Raw genomic sequence first — 16,363 nt, forward strand, 5'->3', positions numbered from 1 at the left:
AGAAATGTCATGAGTAAACTGTTGGATCGCTTTCGTTATTTCAAACAAAAAGGCGATACGTTCGCCGATGGACACGGGCAGGTGTACAACACCAACCGTGACTGGGAGGACAGCTACCGCCAGCGCTGGCAGTTCGACAAAATTGTGCGATCCACCCACGGCGTGAACTGTACCGGCTCCTGTAGCTGGAAAATCTATGTCAAAAACGGGTTAGTGACCTGGGAAACGCAGCAAACCGACTACCCCCGCACCCGCCCGGATTTACCGAACCACGAACCACGCGGCTGCCCGCGTGGCGCAAGCTACTCCTGGTATCTGTACAGCGCCAACCGCCTGAAATACCCGCTGGTGCGCCGTAAGCTGATTGAACTGTGGCGCGACGCGCTGGCGCAGCATAACGATCCGGTGCTGGCGTGGGATGCCATCCAGCGTGACCCGCAAAAGAGCCAAAGCTATAAACAGGCGCGCGGGCGCGGCGGGTTTATCCGCTCGAACTGGAAAGAACTGAACCAGCTGATCGCCGCCGCCAACGTCTGGACTATCAAGAATTTTGGCCCGGATCGCGTGGCCGGTTTCTCACCTATTCCGGCGATGTCGATGGTTTCTTACGCTGCCGGGACACGCTATCTCTCGCTGTTAGGCGGAACCTGCCTGAGCTTCTATGACTGGTACTGCGATTTACCGCCCGCATCGCCGATGACCTGGGGCGAGCAGACCGACGTACCGGAATCTGCCGACTGGTACAACTCCAGCTATATCATCGCCTGGGGCTCTAACGTGCCGCAGACCCGCACGCCCGATGCCCACTTCTTTACCGAAGTCCGCTACAAAGGCACCAAAACCGTTGCCATTACCCCGGATTTCTCCGAAGTTGCGAAACTCAGTGACCAGTGGCTGGCGCCAAAACAAGGCACCGACAGCGCCCTGGCCATGGCGATGGGGCATGTGATCCTCAAAGAATTCCACCTGAATAACCCAAGCGACTATTTTCTGAACTACTGCCGCCGTTACACGGACATGCCGATGCTGGTTATGCTGGATGAGCGGGACGATGGCTATGTGGTTCCTGGCCGAATGTTGCGCGCATCAGACCTGGCTGACGGGCTTGGTGAAGCCAATAACCCGGAATGGAAAACCATCGCCTTTGATATCGCCGGTAACCTGGTCGCACCGAATGGCTCAATTGGTTTTCGCTGGGGCGAAAAAGGCAAATGGAACCTCGAGCCGCTGGCGGCCGGTCATGAAACGGAGCTTACGCTCTCTTTGCTGATCACCCACGACAGTATCGCCGATGTCGCCTTCCCCTACTTCGGTGGCAACGAGAACCCGCATTTCCGCAGCGTGAAACAAGAGCCGGTCCTGGTTCGCCGCGTGCCCAGCAAAACCCTGATGCTGGCCGATGGCAGCCAGAAACGCGTGGTCAGCGTGTATGATCTGGTGCTGGCAAACTACGGTCTTGATCGCGGTCTGGAAGATACCAATGCCGCGAAAGAATACGCTGAAATCAAAGCCTACACCCCTGCCTGGGGCGCGCAGATTACCGGCGTACCGGCGTATCTGATTGAAAAAATTGCCCGCGAGTTTGCCGATACCGCGAACAAAACCCATGGCCGCTCCATGATTATTCTCGGGGCTGGGGTGAACCACTGGTATCACATGGACATGAATTACCGTGGGATGATCAACATGCTGGTCTTCTGCGGCTGTGTCGGGCAAAGCGGCGGCGGCTGGTCGCACTATGTCGGCCAGGAAAAGCTGCGCCCACAAACCGGCTGGCTGCCGCTGGCCTTCGCGCTGGACTGGAACCGTCCGCCGCGTCAGATGAACAGCACCTCATATTTCTACAACCATGCGAGCCAGTGGCGCTACGAAAAACTGACCGCGCAGGAACTGCTCTCTCCGCTGGCGGATGCCTCTAAATTCACCGGGCATCTGATCGACTTTAACGTGCGCGCTGAACGCATGGGCTGGCTGCCGTCTGCACCGCAGCTTAACCTCAACCCGCTGCACATCAAGGCCCGCTCGGATGCTGCCGGAATGACACCGCAGGAGTACACCGTCCAGGCGTTAAAATCGGGTGATATCCGCTTTGCCTGTGAACAACCAGACAACGGCAAAAACCATCCGCGTAACCTGTTTGTCTGGCGCTCTAACCTGCTTGGCTCGTCCGGTAAAGGCCACGAGTACATGCTCAAATATTTGCTCGGTACCGAAAGCGGAATTCAGGGCGAGGATTTAGGCTCAACGGATGATGTCAAACCCGAAGAGGTGGAATGGCAGACGAAAGCCATCGAAGGCAAGCTTGACCTGCTGGTGACGCTTGATTTCCGTATGTCGAGTACCTGCCTGTTCTCGGATATCGTCCTGCCAACCGCCACCTGGTATGAAAAAGACGACATGAATACCTCGGATATGCATCCGTTTATTCACCCACTTTCAGCCGCCGTTGACCCGGCGTGGGAATCCCGTAGCGACTGGGAGATCTACAAAGGCATCGCCAAAGTTTTCTCTGAAGTATGTGTCGGCCATCTGGGCAGCGAAACGGACGTGGTGCTACAACCGCTACAGCATGACTCCCCGGCGGAGCTGTCGCAGCCGTTTGATATCCAGGACTGGCGCAAAGGGGAATGTGACCTTATCCCCGGTAAAACTGCTCCGAGTATTGCGGTGGTGGAACGTAACTACCCGGATACCTATGAACGCTTCACTTCCCTCGGCCCACTGCTGGATAAGCTTGGCAACGGCGGGAAAGGCATTTCGTGGAACACGCAAAACGAGGTCGATTTCCTCGGCAAGCTGAACTACGTCAAACTCGACGGCCCGGCAAAAGGTCGCCCACTGATTGAAACGGCGATTGATGCCTCTGAGGTGATCCTCGCCCTGGCACCAGAAACCAACGGCCAGGTGGCGGTAAAAGCCTGGGAAGCGCTCGGGCAACTGACCGGACGCGATCACACGCACCTGGCAATCAACAAAGAAGACGAGAAAATCCGCTTCCGTGATATCCAGGCCCAGCCGCGCAAAATCATCTCCAGCCCGACATGGTCTGGTCTTGAGAGCGAGCATGTTTCTTATAACGCCGGGTACACCAACGTACACGAACTGATCCCGTGGCGGACGATTTCCGGGCGTCAGCAGCTGTATCAGGATCACACCTGGATGCGCGCATTCGGGGAGAGCCTGGTGGCCTATCGTCCGCCAATTGATACCCGCAGCGTCACCCACATGCGCGAGATCCCACCGAACGGCTTCCCGGAGAAAGCGCTGAACTTCCTGACGCCGCACCAGAAATGGGGCATTCACTCCACCTACAGCGAAAACCTGCTGATGCAGACCCTGTCTCGCGGCGGGCCGATTGTCTGGATAAGCGAGATGGACGCCAAAGAGTTAGGCATTGAGGATAACGACTGGATCGAAGCTTTCAACGCCAACGGCGCCCTCACCGCCCGCGCAGTGGTCAGCCAGCGCGTGCCGCCAGGCATGACCATGATGTACCACGCTCAGGAGCGCATTCTGAACATTCCGGGTTCAGAAGTGACCGGCCGTCGTGGCGGTATTCACAACTCGGTGACGCGCGTCTGCCCGAAACCGACGCACATGATCGGCGGTTACGCGCAGCTGGCGTACAGCTTCAACTACTACGGTACCGTCGGCTCCAACCGCGACGAATTCATCATGATCCGCAAAATGAAAAACATTAACTGGCTGGACGGCGAAGGTCGGGATCAGGTTCAGGAGGCGAAAAAATGAAAATACGCTCACAGGTTGGAATGGTACTGAATCTCGATAAATGCATTGGCTGCCACACCTGCTCGGTCACCTGTAAAAACGTCTGGACCGGGCGTGAAGGCATGGAATATGCGTGGTTCAACAACGTCGAAACCAAGCCGGGTATCGGCTACCCGAAAAACTGGGAAGATCAGGAGGAGTGGCAAGGCGGCTGGGTACGCGGTATTACCGGCAAACTGACGCCACGCCTCGGTAGCCGCGTGGGCGTTCTGTCGAAAATCTTCGCTAACCCGTCCCTGCCGGGCATTGACGATTACTACGAACCCTTCACCTTCGACTACCAGGATCTGCACCGCGCACCGGAGGGAGACCACCTGCCCACCGCCCGCCCGCGCTCGCTGATTAGCGGCAAACGGATGGACAAAATCGTCGGCGGCCCGAACTGGGAAGAGCTGCTGGGCGGTGAGTTCGAAAAACGCGCCCGCGACCGCAACTTCCAGAAGATCCAGAAAGAGATGTACGGCCAGTTTGAAAACACCTTCATGATGTACCTGCCGCGCCTGTGCGAACACTGCCTCAACCCGAGCTGTGTCGCCACCTGCCCGAGCGGCGCTATCTACAAGCGTGAAGAAGACGGCATTGTGCTGATAGACCAGGACAAGTGCCGCGGCTGGCGCATGTGTATCAGCGGCTGCCCGTACAAAAAAATCTACTTCAACTGGAAGAGCGGCAAGTCAGAAAAATGCATCTTCTGCTATCCGCGCATTGAATCAGGCCAGCCGACCGTCTGCTCGGAAACCTGCGTCGGGCGTATTCGTTACCTCGGCGTACTGCTGTATGACGCAGACCGCATCGAAGAAGCGGCGAGCACCGAGCATGAAACCGATCTCTACGAGCGTCAGTGCGATGTGTTCCTCGACCCGCACGATCCCGCAGTGATTGAAGAAGCGGTGAAACAAGGCATTCCGCAGAACGTGATTGATGCCGCCCAGCGTTCACCGGTTTATAAAATGGCGATGGACTGGAAGCTGGCCCTGCCGCTGCATCCGGAATACCGTACCCTGCCGATGGTCTGGTATGTGCCGCCGCTGTCGCCGATTCAGTCTTACGCTGACGCGGGGGGCCTGCCGATGAACGACGGCGTGCTCCCTGCCGTAGAAAACCTGCGTATTCCGGTGCAGTACCTGGCGAACATGCTCAGCGCAGGCGATACCGGGCCGGTGCTGCGCGCCCTGAAACGCATGATGGCGATGCGCCATTACAAACGCTCCCAGACCGTTGAGGGCGTGACCGATACCCGCGCCATCGAGGAAGTGGGCCTGAGCGTGGAACAGGTTGAGGAGATGTACCGTTATCTGGCGATTGCCAACTATGAAGACCGCTTTGTGATCCCAACCAGCCACCGCGAAATGGCGCAGGACGCCTTCCCGGAGAAAAACGGCTGCGGCTTTACCTTTGGCGACGGCTGCCACGGCTCCGACACCAAATTTAACCTCTTCAACAGCCATCGCATTGATGCCATCAACATCTCCGAGGTGCGCGAACATGGGGAGGGAGAATAATGCAAATCCTTAAAATCATCGCGCTGCTGATTGAGTATCCCGATGAAACACTGTGGGAAAGCCGTGACGAAGCGCTTTCGCTTATTGCGCAGGATGCGCCCGTGCTGCTGCCGTTTGCCCGGCAGCACCTGGGCGCAAACCTGCTGGATAAACAGGCTGAGTGGTGTGAAGTGTTTGAGCGTGGCCGCGCAACCTCACTGCTGCTGTTTGAACATGTTCATGCGGAATCCCGCGATCGCGGACAGGCAATGGTTGATCTCATGGGGCAATATGAGAAAGCCGGGCTTCAGCTGGACTGCCGCGAGCTGCCGGACTATCTGCCGCTGTATCTGGAATACCTCAGTATCGTCACCAATGACGAGGCGAGCGAAGGGCTGCAAAACGTGGCGCCGATCCTGGCGCTGATTGGCGGTCGCCTGAAACAACGCGGTGTGGCGCATTATCAGCTGTTTGATGCCCTGCTGTCGCTTGCCGGCAGCCGCCTTACCAGCGACAGCGTGGCAAAACAGGTTTCAGGTGAAAAACGGGATGATACCCGTCAGGCGCTGGACGCGGTCTGGGAAGAGGAACAGGTTAAGTTTATTGAGGACAACGCCACATCGTGCGACAGCTCGCCGATGCAGCAATATCAACGACGCTTTAGCCAGGACGTCGCCCCGCAGTACGTCGACGTCAGCGCCGGAGGCCCAAAATGATCCAGTATCTGAACGTCTTTTTCTATGATATCTACCCCTACCTGTGCGGCACGGTTTTCCTGGTGGGAAGCTGGCTGCGCTACGACTACGGGCAGTACACCTGGAGAGCCTCATCAAGTCAGATGCTGGATAAACGCGGGATGGTGCTGTGGTCGAACTTGTTCCATATCGGCATTCTGGGGATCTTCTTCGGCCACCTGTTCGGGATGCTGACACCGCACTGGGTTTATTCGTGGTTCCTGCCGATGTCGCAAAAACAGCTGATGGCGATGATTGCCGGTGGCGTGTGCGGTGTACTGACGCTGGTGGGCGGTGCGGGTCTGCTGGTGCGCCGGCTGACCAACCCGCGGATTCGGGCGACCTCATCAACCGCCGATATCCTGATCCTCTGCGTGCTGCTGGTGCAGTGTATTCTCGGTCTGACCACGATCCCGTTTTCAGCTCAACACCCGGACGGCAGTGAAATGCTGAAACTGGTGGACTGGGCGCAGGCGGTCGTCACCTTCCGCGGTGGGGCGTCAGCGCATCTGGACGGTGTGGCGTTTATCTTCCGCGTTCACCTGGTGCTGGGGATGACCATCTTCCTGCTGTTCCCGTTCACACGTCTGGTGCACGTGTGGAGCGCGCCGGTGGAGTATCTGACGCGCAGGTATCAGGTGGTCCGATCGCGCCGCTGATGGTGCCGGGTGGCGGCTGCGCCTTACCCGGCCTACGTTCGGGGATTTTGTAGGCCCGGTAAGCGCTAGCGCCACCGGGCTATTTTCCGGCCTGTGGATGTGTTTCAAACCCGGCCATTACCGCCGTCAGTTCTGCCAGCGAAAAACCGTGTTTTGGGTCGTCCACACCCAGCCCAAACCGTTCTGTCATCAACGCATACAGCGCTTCTGCATCCGCCAGATGGACTTGCTCTTCCACATGCCCGCTCTGCCAGTGGGTAAAGTTAAAGTTGGTCAGGGTCAGTTTGCCGCCCTCCGGCAGATGGCGACACATCAGCAAATGATGGCGGAAATGCGATTGCGGCCAGTGCGCCGACCAGAAATTCCCCATCACGTAATCACTGAAATACTGCGCCGTCAGGTCAAAATGGTACATCGACTGCCAGTGTTCGTGATGGCGGAACTGGAGCACCCAGTCGTTGCCTTCGCTAAGCAGGCGATACAGCCCGTGCGGCGTGGCTTGCTCTTCATTGGCGATTAAGCGAATCGGTGCCGTCAGCGTCTGCCCGCCAAAACCTACGTCAGCAATCCAGCGCTCACCGTTCAGCTCAACCAGCAGCAGGCGGTGCGTGCGCGGCGGCATTTGTGGCGGATTAGATAACACCACGCGCCCCAGCACGCTGCGTACCGTAAAGCCGATTTCACGCAGTACGCGTTCGAACAGGCCATTTTGCTCAAAGCAATAACCGCCGCGGCGCGCCGTCACCAGTTTGTCGACCAGACTCTGGTCCTCAAGATGGATTTCGCGCGGCAACACGACGTCGATATTTTCAAAGGGGATGGTGCAGTTATGCTGCAAATGCAGCGCACGGAGGGTGTCGATATCAACCGATACAGGCTGTTGCCAGCCTGTTCGCGCAAAATACGCACTCAGAAATGGAGACATGTCAGGGGTTCCTTGTTCAGTGATTCCCTGTTTATAAACTATTTTTGTCTGCCCACTGGTGCAAAAGTGCTTTTTATCTTTGGGTATTGCGCTGCATGATGCCAAGCGCAACCAGCATCAAAATCAGCCCGGTGATGAGTGTCAGGGTTGCCATCGCCATCCCTTGTCCGACTGAACCTTGTTCAAACTGCCGCCAGATAAAGACCGAGACGGTCTGCGTTCCCGTTGGCGCAAGTAATAACGATGTCACCAGCTCACGCGAGGCGATAGCAAACACCATCAGCATCGCCGCCAGCAGTGCAGGCGACACCAGCGGCATCACAATAAAACGTAACGCCTGAAACGCCGACGCCCCGTGAACCCGCGCGGCAGGCTCCAGATTACCGCCAAGCTGGCGTAAGGCACTGCCCACATAACGCACCGGCCGCGGCAGGAGCAAACAACAGTACGACAGCAGTAAAATGACCCAGGTGTTATAGGGCGAAACGGGCCAGAAGCGCTGATTCCACAGCAGGATCAGCCCCACACCCACCACAATTCCTGGCAGCGCGGCAGGCATCAGCGACAGCGCATCCAGCGCCGCGCGCCCTTTTATCTTCTGCACAACCACCAGCCAGGACGCCAGCAGCCCCAACATCCCGGTGATACACGCGGCACCCAACGCCAGCGACAGACTGGTGCCCAGCGCAGAAAGCGCGTCACCCTGCTGGCTAAACAGCGCCACATAATGTGACATTGTCACGTTAGACAGCGTCACCCCACCGGATAAGGTTCCTAACACCCCGGATAACGCCATCGACGCGCCCGGCAGGATCACCGCAATACCGCCCACAAGTGCCATCAACACCACTATCGGCAGTGTGAATACGCCCGCATTCGCCCCGCTATTTTCCGTTGGTTTACCGGTCACGCTGGTGACATCATGATGTCCGGTCAGCTTTTTCTGTAAACCCCACGCCGACAGCGCGATAACCACCAGCACGACAGAAAGCATCGACGCCCCGGAAAGATCCACCGGCCAATCTGCCAGTTTCTTTTCGATATCCGTGGTTAGCATCAGCACGCCCGCACGGGTGCCAAGCGCCGCTGGCACGCCAAACTCCTCAATGGCCAGGGTAAATGCAAGCAGCATTCCTGCCGCCAGCGCCGGTGACAACATCGGCAAGGTGATATGCCAGAAAGCCCTGGCTGCACTCGCGCCGTGGACACGAGCCACCAGCGCCAGACGCTGCCCACTCGCCAGCAGGCTGCGCGACACAGCAAAATAGACCACCGGGAAAATATTCAGCGCCATCACCAGCACAATACCGGTTTTACTGAACAGCACATCGTTGAGATTGATGCCGGTTATTTGCTGGAGATAGCCGTTAGTTTGCAACACCAGCATCCACGACAACGCCGCAATATAGGGCGGCGTCAGGAACGGGATCAAGAAAAGCAAATCCCACAGACGCGGTGCAGGCAGGTTCAACAGCCCTCTCGCAACGCCAGGCGGAAAACCGATTAAGGCACTCACCAGCGCAACGCCGATGGCGATCTGAATCGTTCCACCAAGCATCGCGGGTAGTTGTGGCTCAGCCAGTAGCGTGCGAACGCCGCTAAAGGCACCACCAAAGTCACCTGCGTTAAATTGCGGGAACACCGCCTGTAAGGCGATAAACGACAACGGAAACGCCACCAGGATAACCAGCAGCATCAGCGTCATCGCGGACAAGAGTCGTTGATTCACAAGAGGTTCCTGAAGACGGGGTTGCCCCCGTCAGATGGATTACAGAGCGAAAATCGCGTTGAAACGCTTGAGAATATCGCCACGCGCGCGGGTTCCATCGCTTTTGGTTGGCAGCACTTTCAGCTCGCCTAACAGCGGACGTTTCGCTTTCACATCATCGCGGGCAGGCATCAGCCAGGCGTCGGCCACCATCGCCTGACCTTCTGGCGACAGCACGTAATCCACAAAGGCTTTCGCATCGTCGGCATGTTGCGTCGATTTAAGGATCATCATCGGACGCGGCGCAATCACCGTACCGCTGGCCGGGAAGATGACCTTCAGGGATTCCCCCTGGTTGATGTTGCCATAAGAGACATAATCCACTGCGCCGAACACGGCCGCCTTCGCGCCCTGCATCACCGGCGTGACGGCCTGTGCGTTCGGGCCGCTTACCACCATGCCGTTCTTTTTCAGCTCATCAAACAGCGCCCAGGCTTTATCGCCCATCCCGTTTTGCAGACCGATCAGCAAATCCAGCGATGCACCGGACAGCGCCGGGTCTGGCGTGGTGACTTTGTCTTTAAAGGCGTCGGTCGTCAGGTCTTGCCACTCTTTCGGCTCTGGCGTCCCGCTTTTGGTGTTCCAGACGATCCCGAGCGCCGACACCCCTTGCGCGACGAAGTCGGTAGATTTGAGGTCCGCCGGGACTTTTTCCGCATTGGTGCTCTGGTACGGCAGCAACCAGCCACGGGTATGCAGATCTTCTGCGGTATCCCAGGATGCGGAGATCAAAATATCCGCCTGCGGGTTAGCTTGTTCTGCTTCCAGACGTGCCATCACCTTGCCGGTCGTGGCCTGGAAGATATCCACTTTCACGCCAGTTTTCTTTTCAAATCCCGTTGCCAGATTTTTAGCAAGCGATCCCGGGCCTGCGGTATAGACAGTCAGCGCGTGGGCGCTGGACATCATGACGGACGATAACGCCATTGCGAGCAGAACTCCTTTTTTCACGGACATTGTGGCTTTCATGCAAACTCCCCTGAGGATGAAATCAAACGATCGGCAGCAACGCTGCCAGCAGATAAATGCACGATGCGATCGGCCAGGATTTCAGCCTCCCGACGGTCGTGGGTAACGTACACGGCAGTCGTCCCGAGCTGGCGCAGCAGTGCGGCCATCTCCTGACACAGTGATTCACGCAGTTCGCTATCGAGGTTGGAGAGCGGCTCATCAAAGAGCAGCACACGGGGTTCGGCGACAATGGCGCGAGCAAGCGCCACGCGCTGCTGCTGGCCACCAGATAACCCGGCCGGTTTACGCCCGGCAAAATCCCCCAGCCCCACGCGCGACAAAGCCTTCGCTACGCGGGATTCACATTCCGGGCGAGGGATATTACGCATCTTTAACGGGAAGGCGACATTCTGCGCCACGGTCATGTGCGGCCACAGGGCATAGTCCTGAAAGACCATACCGATATCGCGCGCGTCAGGCGGTAATGACCACCCTGCTTTCGCGACCAGGCGTTCACCAAACCAGAGTTCGCCCGAGGCAGGCTGTGTCAGCCCGGCGAGCAGACGGAGCAATGTACTTTTGCCGCACCCTGATGGCCCTAACAGCGCAACCACACTGCCAGCCTCAATGTGCAGATCTATCTGATTCAATACAGTATTCGCGCCAAAAGCGTACGACACGCTTTTGAGCGTTATGGAAGTGAGCATATTGTTATCCTCTTTGGGATTTACTGTCGGCCACTGTAGGGAGCGAGTGTGACGAAAACATGACGATCATGTTGCGTCTTGATTTCTTATGCGCTTCAGTCGTTTAATGCCGATAGCCACGTTGAGAGGAATATCTATGAGCGCGTTTCGCCCTGTTGAGTTAAAGCACGCCAGCCGTCTGCTGAATCACGGCCCTACGGTGTTGATCACCAGCCGTGATGAATCGATCGGTCGCCGCAACGTGATGGCCGCGGCCTGGTCGATGCCCGTCGAGTTTGAACCGCCGCGCATTGCCATCGTGGTGGATAAAAGCGCCTGGTCGCGTGAATTAATTGAGCGCAGCGGTAAATTTGGCATCGTGATCCCGGGCGTGGCGGCAGCAAACTGGACTTATGCGGTCGGCAGCGTAAGCGGGCGCGATGAAGATAAATTCAACTGCTATGGCATCCCGACGATCAACGGCCCGGTGCTTGGTCTGCCGGTAATTGAAGAGAAGTGTCTGGCGTGGATGGAGTGCCGGTTATTGCCGGTAACCTCCGCCGCAGAAAAATACGACACCTTGTTTGGAGAAGTGGTTTCCGCTGCAGCGGATGAACGCGCATTTGTGGCCGGTCGCTGGCAGTTTGACGGGGATAAGCTGAATACACTGCACCACCTCGGCGCCGGAACGTTTGTAACCAGTGGGAAGATGGTGAAGGCACCGGATTGATTTAATTAATCATATCATGATGAATTATATCGATTTTTGATGACATTTTATGCTTAGCATCTTATCGCGAAAGGGAGGATATTTCTGACGCTGTTGCAATAACAGCCTCTCGATAAGGAAATATCTATGTCATGGAATAAGCATGAAGCAGTGTCATATGCGCGAAGTCACGCGAGTCTTCGTAGTGGTGGTTATTGTGCCCGTGCTGTAGCAGCAGCTATACGAGCGGGCGGATTGAAAATTGAAGGTGCTGATGCCAATGACTTCTGGCGTTCGCTTGAAAAAGCCGGATTTTCAAAAGTGTACGGTAACCCGATTGAAGGTGATGTGGCTGTTATAGATGCGTTACCTGGTCCACATCAGCATGGGCACGTATGTATTTACGATGGCTCCGGTACCTGGTATTCCGATTTCAAACAGAACAGTCTTTACCCGGGGCCAACATATCGAAAGATCCAGCCTAAAATCACTATTTACAGGCACCACTAATATGAGAAATATCTTTCTACTTTTACTGTTGTCTTCTTGCGCTGCTATGTCAGCTCAGAACGATCCGGTTAAGCAAGCAGTTGAATTCAACAATTGGTATATAAACCAAATCAGCAAGGATGTATTTCCCATTACTGCCGGAAACGAAATCGACAAGTACGTTACAGCTTCAACAATGAAGAAGTTGCGGCATACACAGGATCCTGATTACGGTGAAAACGGAGAAGACTTTTACGACGCGGATATTTTTCTAAAGGCTCAGGATATTGGTGATGACTGGCCCGGTAATGTAAAAGCCATTGCTGGAGATACCGACCCTGTCTGTGTGAACGTATACATCGCATTCGGAAAAAAACAGGATCATATAGTCATTGACTGTATGGTAAAAGAAAATGAAATCTGGAAGGTGCAGTCAGTCGCCAGTGTTGAATTTTTAAGAAATCTAGATGTTCCGAAATGACCCAATCGACGATATGGCGGGAATGCTGATGCAATTCATTTTTTGCGAATCTCCTGTCGTAGCAATAATGCACACGGCAACCATTTAGCTGCCGTGTGCATTTAATTATCTTACTTCGTACGCCCTGCTATGATTTCATCCGCCACATTACGCGGTGCTTCAGCATAATGATGGAACTCCATCGTGTAGGTCGCGCGACCCTGCGACATCGAACGCAGCGTGGTGGCATAGCCAAACATCTCAGCGAGCGGCACGTCAGCTCGAATAATCTGGCTACCGTACTGTTCTTCCATGCCCTGCACCATACCGCGGCGGGAAGATAAATCCCCCATGATATTCCCGGCGTAGTCTTCCGGCGTTTCCACTTCGACGTGCATCACCGGCTCAAGAATGACCGGATCCGCTTTTCGCACTCCATCTTTAAAACCGAGGATTGCCGCCATACGGAATGCCATCTCCGAGGAATCGACATCGTGATACGAACCAAACGTCAGGGTCGCTTTCACATCCACCACCGGATAACCCGCCAGCACACCGGTGTTCATGGCTTCGCGCAGTCCTTTTTCCACTGAAGGAATGTACTCGCGCGGCACCACGCCGCCTTTAGTGGCATCTTCAAATTTGAAACCACTTCCCGGCGCTAATGGTTCAAGGCTCAGCACCACATGGCCGTACTGACCTTTACCACCAGACTGGCGCACAAACTTGCCTTCGATATCTTTCACCGCTTTGCGCAGGGTTTCGCGGTACGTTACCTGCGGCCGACCGATGTTCGCCTCTACGCCAAACTCACGCTTCATACGGTCGACGATAATTTCCAGATGCAACTCACCCATCCCGGAGATAATCGTCTGCCCGGACTCTTCGTCTGTGTGCAGACGGAACGACGGATCTTCCGCCGCCAGACGCTGCAACGCGATACCCATTTTTTCCTGGTCCGCTTTGGTTTTCGGCTCGATCGCAAGGGAGATCACCGGGTCCGGGAACTCCATACGTTCAAGCGTGATCACCGCATTCGGGTCAGTCAGCGTGTCGCCGGTCGTGACATCTTTCAGGCCGACACAGGCTGCGATGTCACCCGTTCGCAGTTCATCCACTTCGTGCCGGTCATTGGCGTGCATCAACACAATACGCCCGATGCGCTCTTTTTTGCCTTTCACCGGGTTGTAGACCGCATCGCCTTTCCTCAGCACGCCAGAGTAAACGCGGATAAAGGTCAACTGCCCGACATACGGGTCGCTCATCAGTTTGAACGCCAGCGCTGAGAACGGTTCTTCATCGCTTGGGTGGCGTTCTGCGTGTTGCCCTTTTTCATCCACCCCATCAATGGCCGGAACGTCCAGCGGCGATGGCATCAGCTCGACAATGGCATCAAGCATTCGCTGCACCCCTTTATTTTTAAAGGCGCTGCCACATAGCATCGGCTGGATCTCCCCTGAAATGGTGCGTTTGCGCAGGCCACGGATAATATCGGCCTCATCAAGCTCACCTGTTTCAAGGTATTTATCCATCAGCTCATCGCTGGCTTCCGCCGCCGCCGACACCATTTTTTCCCGCCATTCCTGTGCAGTACTCAGCAACTCTTCAGGCACTGGTGCATAGGTAAACACCATGCCCTGAGTGGCGTCGTCCCAGACGATAGTGCGCATCTTGATGAGATCGACCACTCCGCTGAAATGATCTTCTGCGCCAACCGGGATCACAATCGGCACCGGATTGGCTTTCAGGCGATCGTGCATCATCTGCACAACGCGGAAGAAATCAGCCCCCGGGCGGTCCATTTTGTTGACGAACGCCAGGCGCGGCACATGGTATTTATTCGCCTGGCGCCAGACAGTTTCCGACTGCGGCTGTACACCACCTACGGAGTCATACACCATCACCGCGCCGTCGAGCACACGCATGGATCGTTCCACTTCAATGGTGAAATCCACGTGCCCGGGGGTGTCGATGATATTGATCCGGTGCGGCTCAAACCCTCTGTCCATACCCGGCCAGAAGCAGCTAACGGCTGCGGACGTAATGGTAATTCCGCGCTCTTGCTCCTGCGCCATCCAGTCAGTGGTTGCCGCGCCATCGTGTACTTCACCCAGTTTATGACTCATCCCGGTGTAAAACAGGATGCGTTCAGTAGTGGTCGTTTTACCGGCATCGATATGCGCGGAGATACCGATGTTGCGATAACGTTCGAGAGGGATGGGTCGGGGCATGATATTTCCTTAAGTCTCAAAGACTGTGTTGTGAAGGCCAGGATGGCCGCTTATTCATTCGTTTGCTATAATAGTCCTATTGTACGAGTATTATCGAACTATTTTTTCGTGATTGACCTATTGTTGATATAGCTCAATCTGATGACTGACGCAGGAAAACTATGATCCCAAACCACCCGGAACCTGAACAAATACTGCTGGAAAATGTGTTGTTTGCCCTCGGCAACCCGCTACGCTTATCGATAATCCGCCGTCTTGCCGATGGCGAAGAGCTGAGCTGTAATGCTCTGCGACCAGAAGACGTGGTGAAGTCCACCATGACCCATCACTGGCGCGTTTTACGCGACAGCGGCGTGATCTGGCAGCGCCCCCAGGGGCGAGAAAACATGATTTCACTGCGAAGAGACGATCTTGACGCCCGCTTTCCGGGGCTGATGGCAATACTGTTGCAGGTGAAGTGAACCACGTGTAGCCATTTGTCGATAAGGAGCCCAGTTTGCCCGTTGAAACGAAACGCCTGTACCTTCGCCCCGTTGTGGCATCCGATGCAGACGCCCTGTTCCGCATTTACGGCGATCCGGCCACCAACACCTTTAGCCCTTCCGGCCCCTATCCTGACCTTCATTATGCGAAAACGGTGCTGGAACGCTGGATACGCCACCGTGAACAGCACGGATTTGGCAACTGGGCCATTTCACTTCTCGATACCCCTGCAAGCATTATCGGCTTCGGTGGCCTGAGCATTCTTAGCTATGACGGCATCACGATTAATAATCTCGGATACCGTTTCGCCACCGAAGCATGGGGAAAAGGGCTGGCCACCGAATTTGCTGAAGGCGCGCTGAAATACGGATTTGACGTGCTCTATCGCGCATCACTCAGGATGCTTTTTCATTTACCGTCATGATGAATATCAATGTGTGCTCGGCCCGGTTCTCATAGAAATGAGGGACATCGGTCCTGGCGGTTGCCGAACAACCGGTATTCACCGTGTACAGATGATCCAGTACCCCAAGCGTAAGCGCCCCGGATTGCACGTAGAACAGTTCGAGGGTTCCTTCAGGGTGCCCGGGTGAGGCGAACTTTTCTCCCGGCTGCATTTCCCACATCCAGAGTTCCGTCATATCGGGGCCACCGGACCCCGCCAGAAGCCGCGCCCGTCCACCGTTATCACCTTTCCATAGCTCAGGGATTTCATCTTCCGCGATAAGATGCACCGTCGGTTTTGAACTGACATCAACAAAATCAGCCACTGAAACACCCATCGCCGCAGCCAGGCGGCATAACAGCGCAATACTCGGGTTTGCCTTACACCCTTCGATCTCAACCAGTGCGCCTTTGCTGACCCCGGCCCTGCGGGAGAGCTCATCGAGTGACATTTTCTTTTGCTTGCGATACAGCTTAATCCGCTGAGATACGGCTTCATTCACAGAGCTGGCAATGGAATTTGCATCGGTCACTAAATTGACTTTTTTGGTCAT

Annotated in this window: 14 protein-coding genes and 1 pseudogene; 9 read left to right on the plus strand and 6 right to left on the minus strand. The window is 55.8% G+C overall.

Annotated elements, in window-relative coordinates; translation table 11 throughout:
* The first annotated feature begins 9 nt into the window (after positions 1–9).
* From HV107_RS23860 to narI, 4 genes are read left to right on the plus strand one after another with little or no spacing between them, the layout of a single operon-like run.
* Positions 10–3,750 (plus strand): nitrate reductase subunit alpha, encoded by a 3,741-nt coding sequence (locus tag HV107_RS23860; protein WP_182061201.1) that lies wholly within the window; start codon positions 10–12, stop codon positions 3,748–3,750.
* Positions 3,747–5,291 (plus strand): nitrate reductase subunit beta, encoded by a 1,545-nt coding sequence (gene narH / locus HV107_RS23865; protein ID WP_182061202.1) that lies wholly within the window; start codon positions 3,747–3,749, stop codon positions 5,289–5,291. Before HV107_RS23860 ends, narH begins: the two co-directional genes overlap by 4 nt.
* The gene (gene narW, locus HV107_RS23870; protein WP_182061203.1) at positions 5,291–5,986 is read left to right on the plus strand and encodes a nitrate reductase molybdenum cofactor assembly chaperone; all 696 of its coding nucleotides are present in this window, start codon (positions 5,291–5,293) and stop codon (positions 5,984–5,986) included. The genes narH and narW overlap by 1 nt, the downstream gene beginning before the upstream one ends.
* Positions 5,983–6,663: a respiratory nitrate reductase subunit gamma gene (narI, locus tag HV107_RS23875; RefSeq protein ID WP_014070379.1), complete on the plus strand. Its 681-nt coding sequence runs from the start codon at positions 5,983–5,985 to the stop codon at positions 6,661–6,663. The genes narW and narI overlap by 4 nt, the downstream gene beginning before the upstream one ends.
* Before the next feature lie 79 nt (positions 6,664–6,742).
* Here the strand turns inward: narI and nhoA are convergent, their stop codons facing one another.
* The 4 genes from nhoA to HV107_RS23895 all read right to left on the minus strand — a co-directional run bounded on the left by nhoA (position 6,743) and on the right by HV107_RS23895 (position 11,014).
* The gene (gene nhoA, locus HV107_RS23880) at positions 6,743–7,588 is read right to left on the minus strand and encodes an N-hydroxyarylamine O-acetyltransferase (RefSeq protein ID WP_182061204.1); all 846 of its coding nucleotides are present in this window, start codon (positions 7,586–7,588) and stop codon (positions 6,743–6,745) included.
* 73 nt (positions 7,589–7,661) lie between these two features.
* Complete coding sequence (locus tag HV107_RS23885) at positions 7,662–9,317, minus strand: iron ABC transporter permease (protein ID WP_182061205.1); 1,656 nt, start codon at positions 9,315–9,317, stop codon at positions 7,662–7,664.
* 39 nt (positions 9,318–9,356) lie between these two features.
* The gene (locus HV107_RS23890; RefSeq protein ID WP_182061206.1) at positions 9,357–10,325 is read right to left on the minus strand and encodes an ABC transporter substrate-binding protein; all 969 of its coding nucleotides are present in this window, start codon (positions 10,323–10,325) and stop codon (positions 9,357–9,359) included.
* Positions 10,322–11,014, minus strand: a complete 693-nt coding sequence (locus tag HV107_RS23895) for an ABC transporter ATP-binding protein (protein WP_182061207.1) — start codon at positions 11,012–11,014, stop codon at positions 10,322–10,324. Before HV107_RS23895 ends, HV107_RS23890 begins: the two co-directional genes overlap by 4 nt.
* A gap of 136 nt (positions 11,015–11,150) precedes the next feature.
* On the opposite strand from HV107_RS23895, the gene HV107_RS23900 reads away from it, so the two are divergent.
* The 3 genes from HV107_RS23900 (at position 11,151) to HV107_RS23910 (ending at position 12,672) form a co-directional block, all read left to right on the plus strand.
* Positions 11,151–11,723 carry a flavin reductase family protein gene (locus HV107_RS23900; RefSeq protein WP_182061208.1) on the plus strand — a complete coding sequence of 191 codons (573 nt, stop codon included), beginning with the start codon at positions 11,151–11,153 and terminating at the stop codon, positions 11,721–11,723.
* A 126-nt stretch (positions 11,724–11,849) separates the two neighbouring features.
* Positions 11,850–12,212 carry a CHAP domain-containing protein gene (locus HV107_RS23905; RefSeq protein WP_182061209.1) on the plus strand — a complete coding sequence of 121 codons (363 nt, stop codon included), beginning with the start codon at positions 11,850–11,852 and terminating at the stop codon, positions 12,210–12,212.
* A 1-nt stretch (position 12,213) separates the two neighbouring features.
* Positions 12,214–12,672: a DUF3828 domain-containing protein gene (locus HV107_RS23910; RefSeq protein ID WP_182061210.1), complete on the plus strand. Its 459-nt coding sequence runs from the start codon at positions 12,214–12,216 to the stop codon at positions 12,670–12,672.
* Between the two features lie 110 nt (positions 12,673–12,782).
* Here HV107_RS23910 and fusA read toward each other — a convergent pair whose 3' ends face one another.
* Positions 12,783–14,882 (minus strand): elongation factor G, encoded by a 2,100-nt coding sequence (gene fusA, locus HV107_RS23915; protein WP_182061211.1) that lies wholly within the window; start codon positions 14,880–14,882, stop codon positions 12,783–12,785.
* Positions 14,883–15,043: 161 nt separating this feature from the next.
* On the opposite strand from fusA, the gene HV107_RS23920 reads away from it, so the two are divergent.
* Positions 15,044–15,343 carry a helix-turn-helix transcriptional regulator gene (locus HV107_RS23920; protein ID WP_014070388.1) on the plus strand — a complete coding sequence of 100 codons (300 nt, stop codon included), beginning with the start codon at positions 15,044–15,046 and terminating at the stop codon, positions 15,341–15,343.
* A 35-nt stretch (positions 15,344–15,378) separates the two neighbouring features.
* Positions 15,379–15,747 (plus strand): annotated as a pseudogene (locus tag HV107_RS23925) (GNAT family N-acetyltransferase); the annotation flags it as partial.
* A 13-nt stretch (positions 15,748–15,760) separates the two neighbouring features.
* On the opposite strand, the gene HV107_RS23930 reads toward HV107_RS23925, so the two are convergent.
* Complete coding sequence (locus HV107_RS23930) at positions 15,761–16,363, minus strand: XRE family transcriptional regulator (RefSeq protein ID WP_182061212.1); 603 nt, start codon at positions 16,361–16,363, stop codon at positions 15,761–15,763.

The sequence above is a fragment of the Enterobacter sp. RHBSTW-00175 genome, from assembly GCF_013927005.1.
Classification (GTDB): domain Bacteria; phylum Pseudomonadota; class Gammaproteobacteria; order Enterobacterales; family Enterobacteriaceae; genus Enterobacter.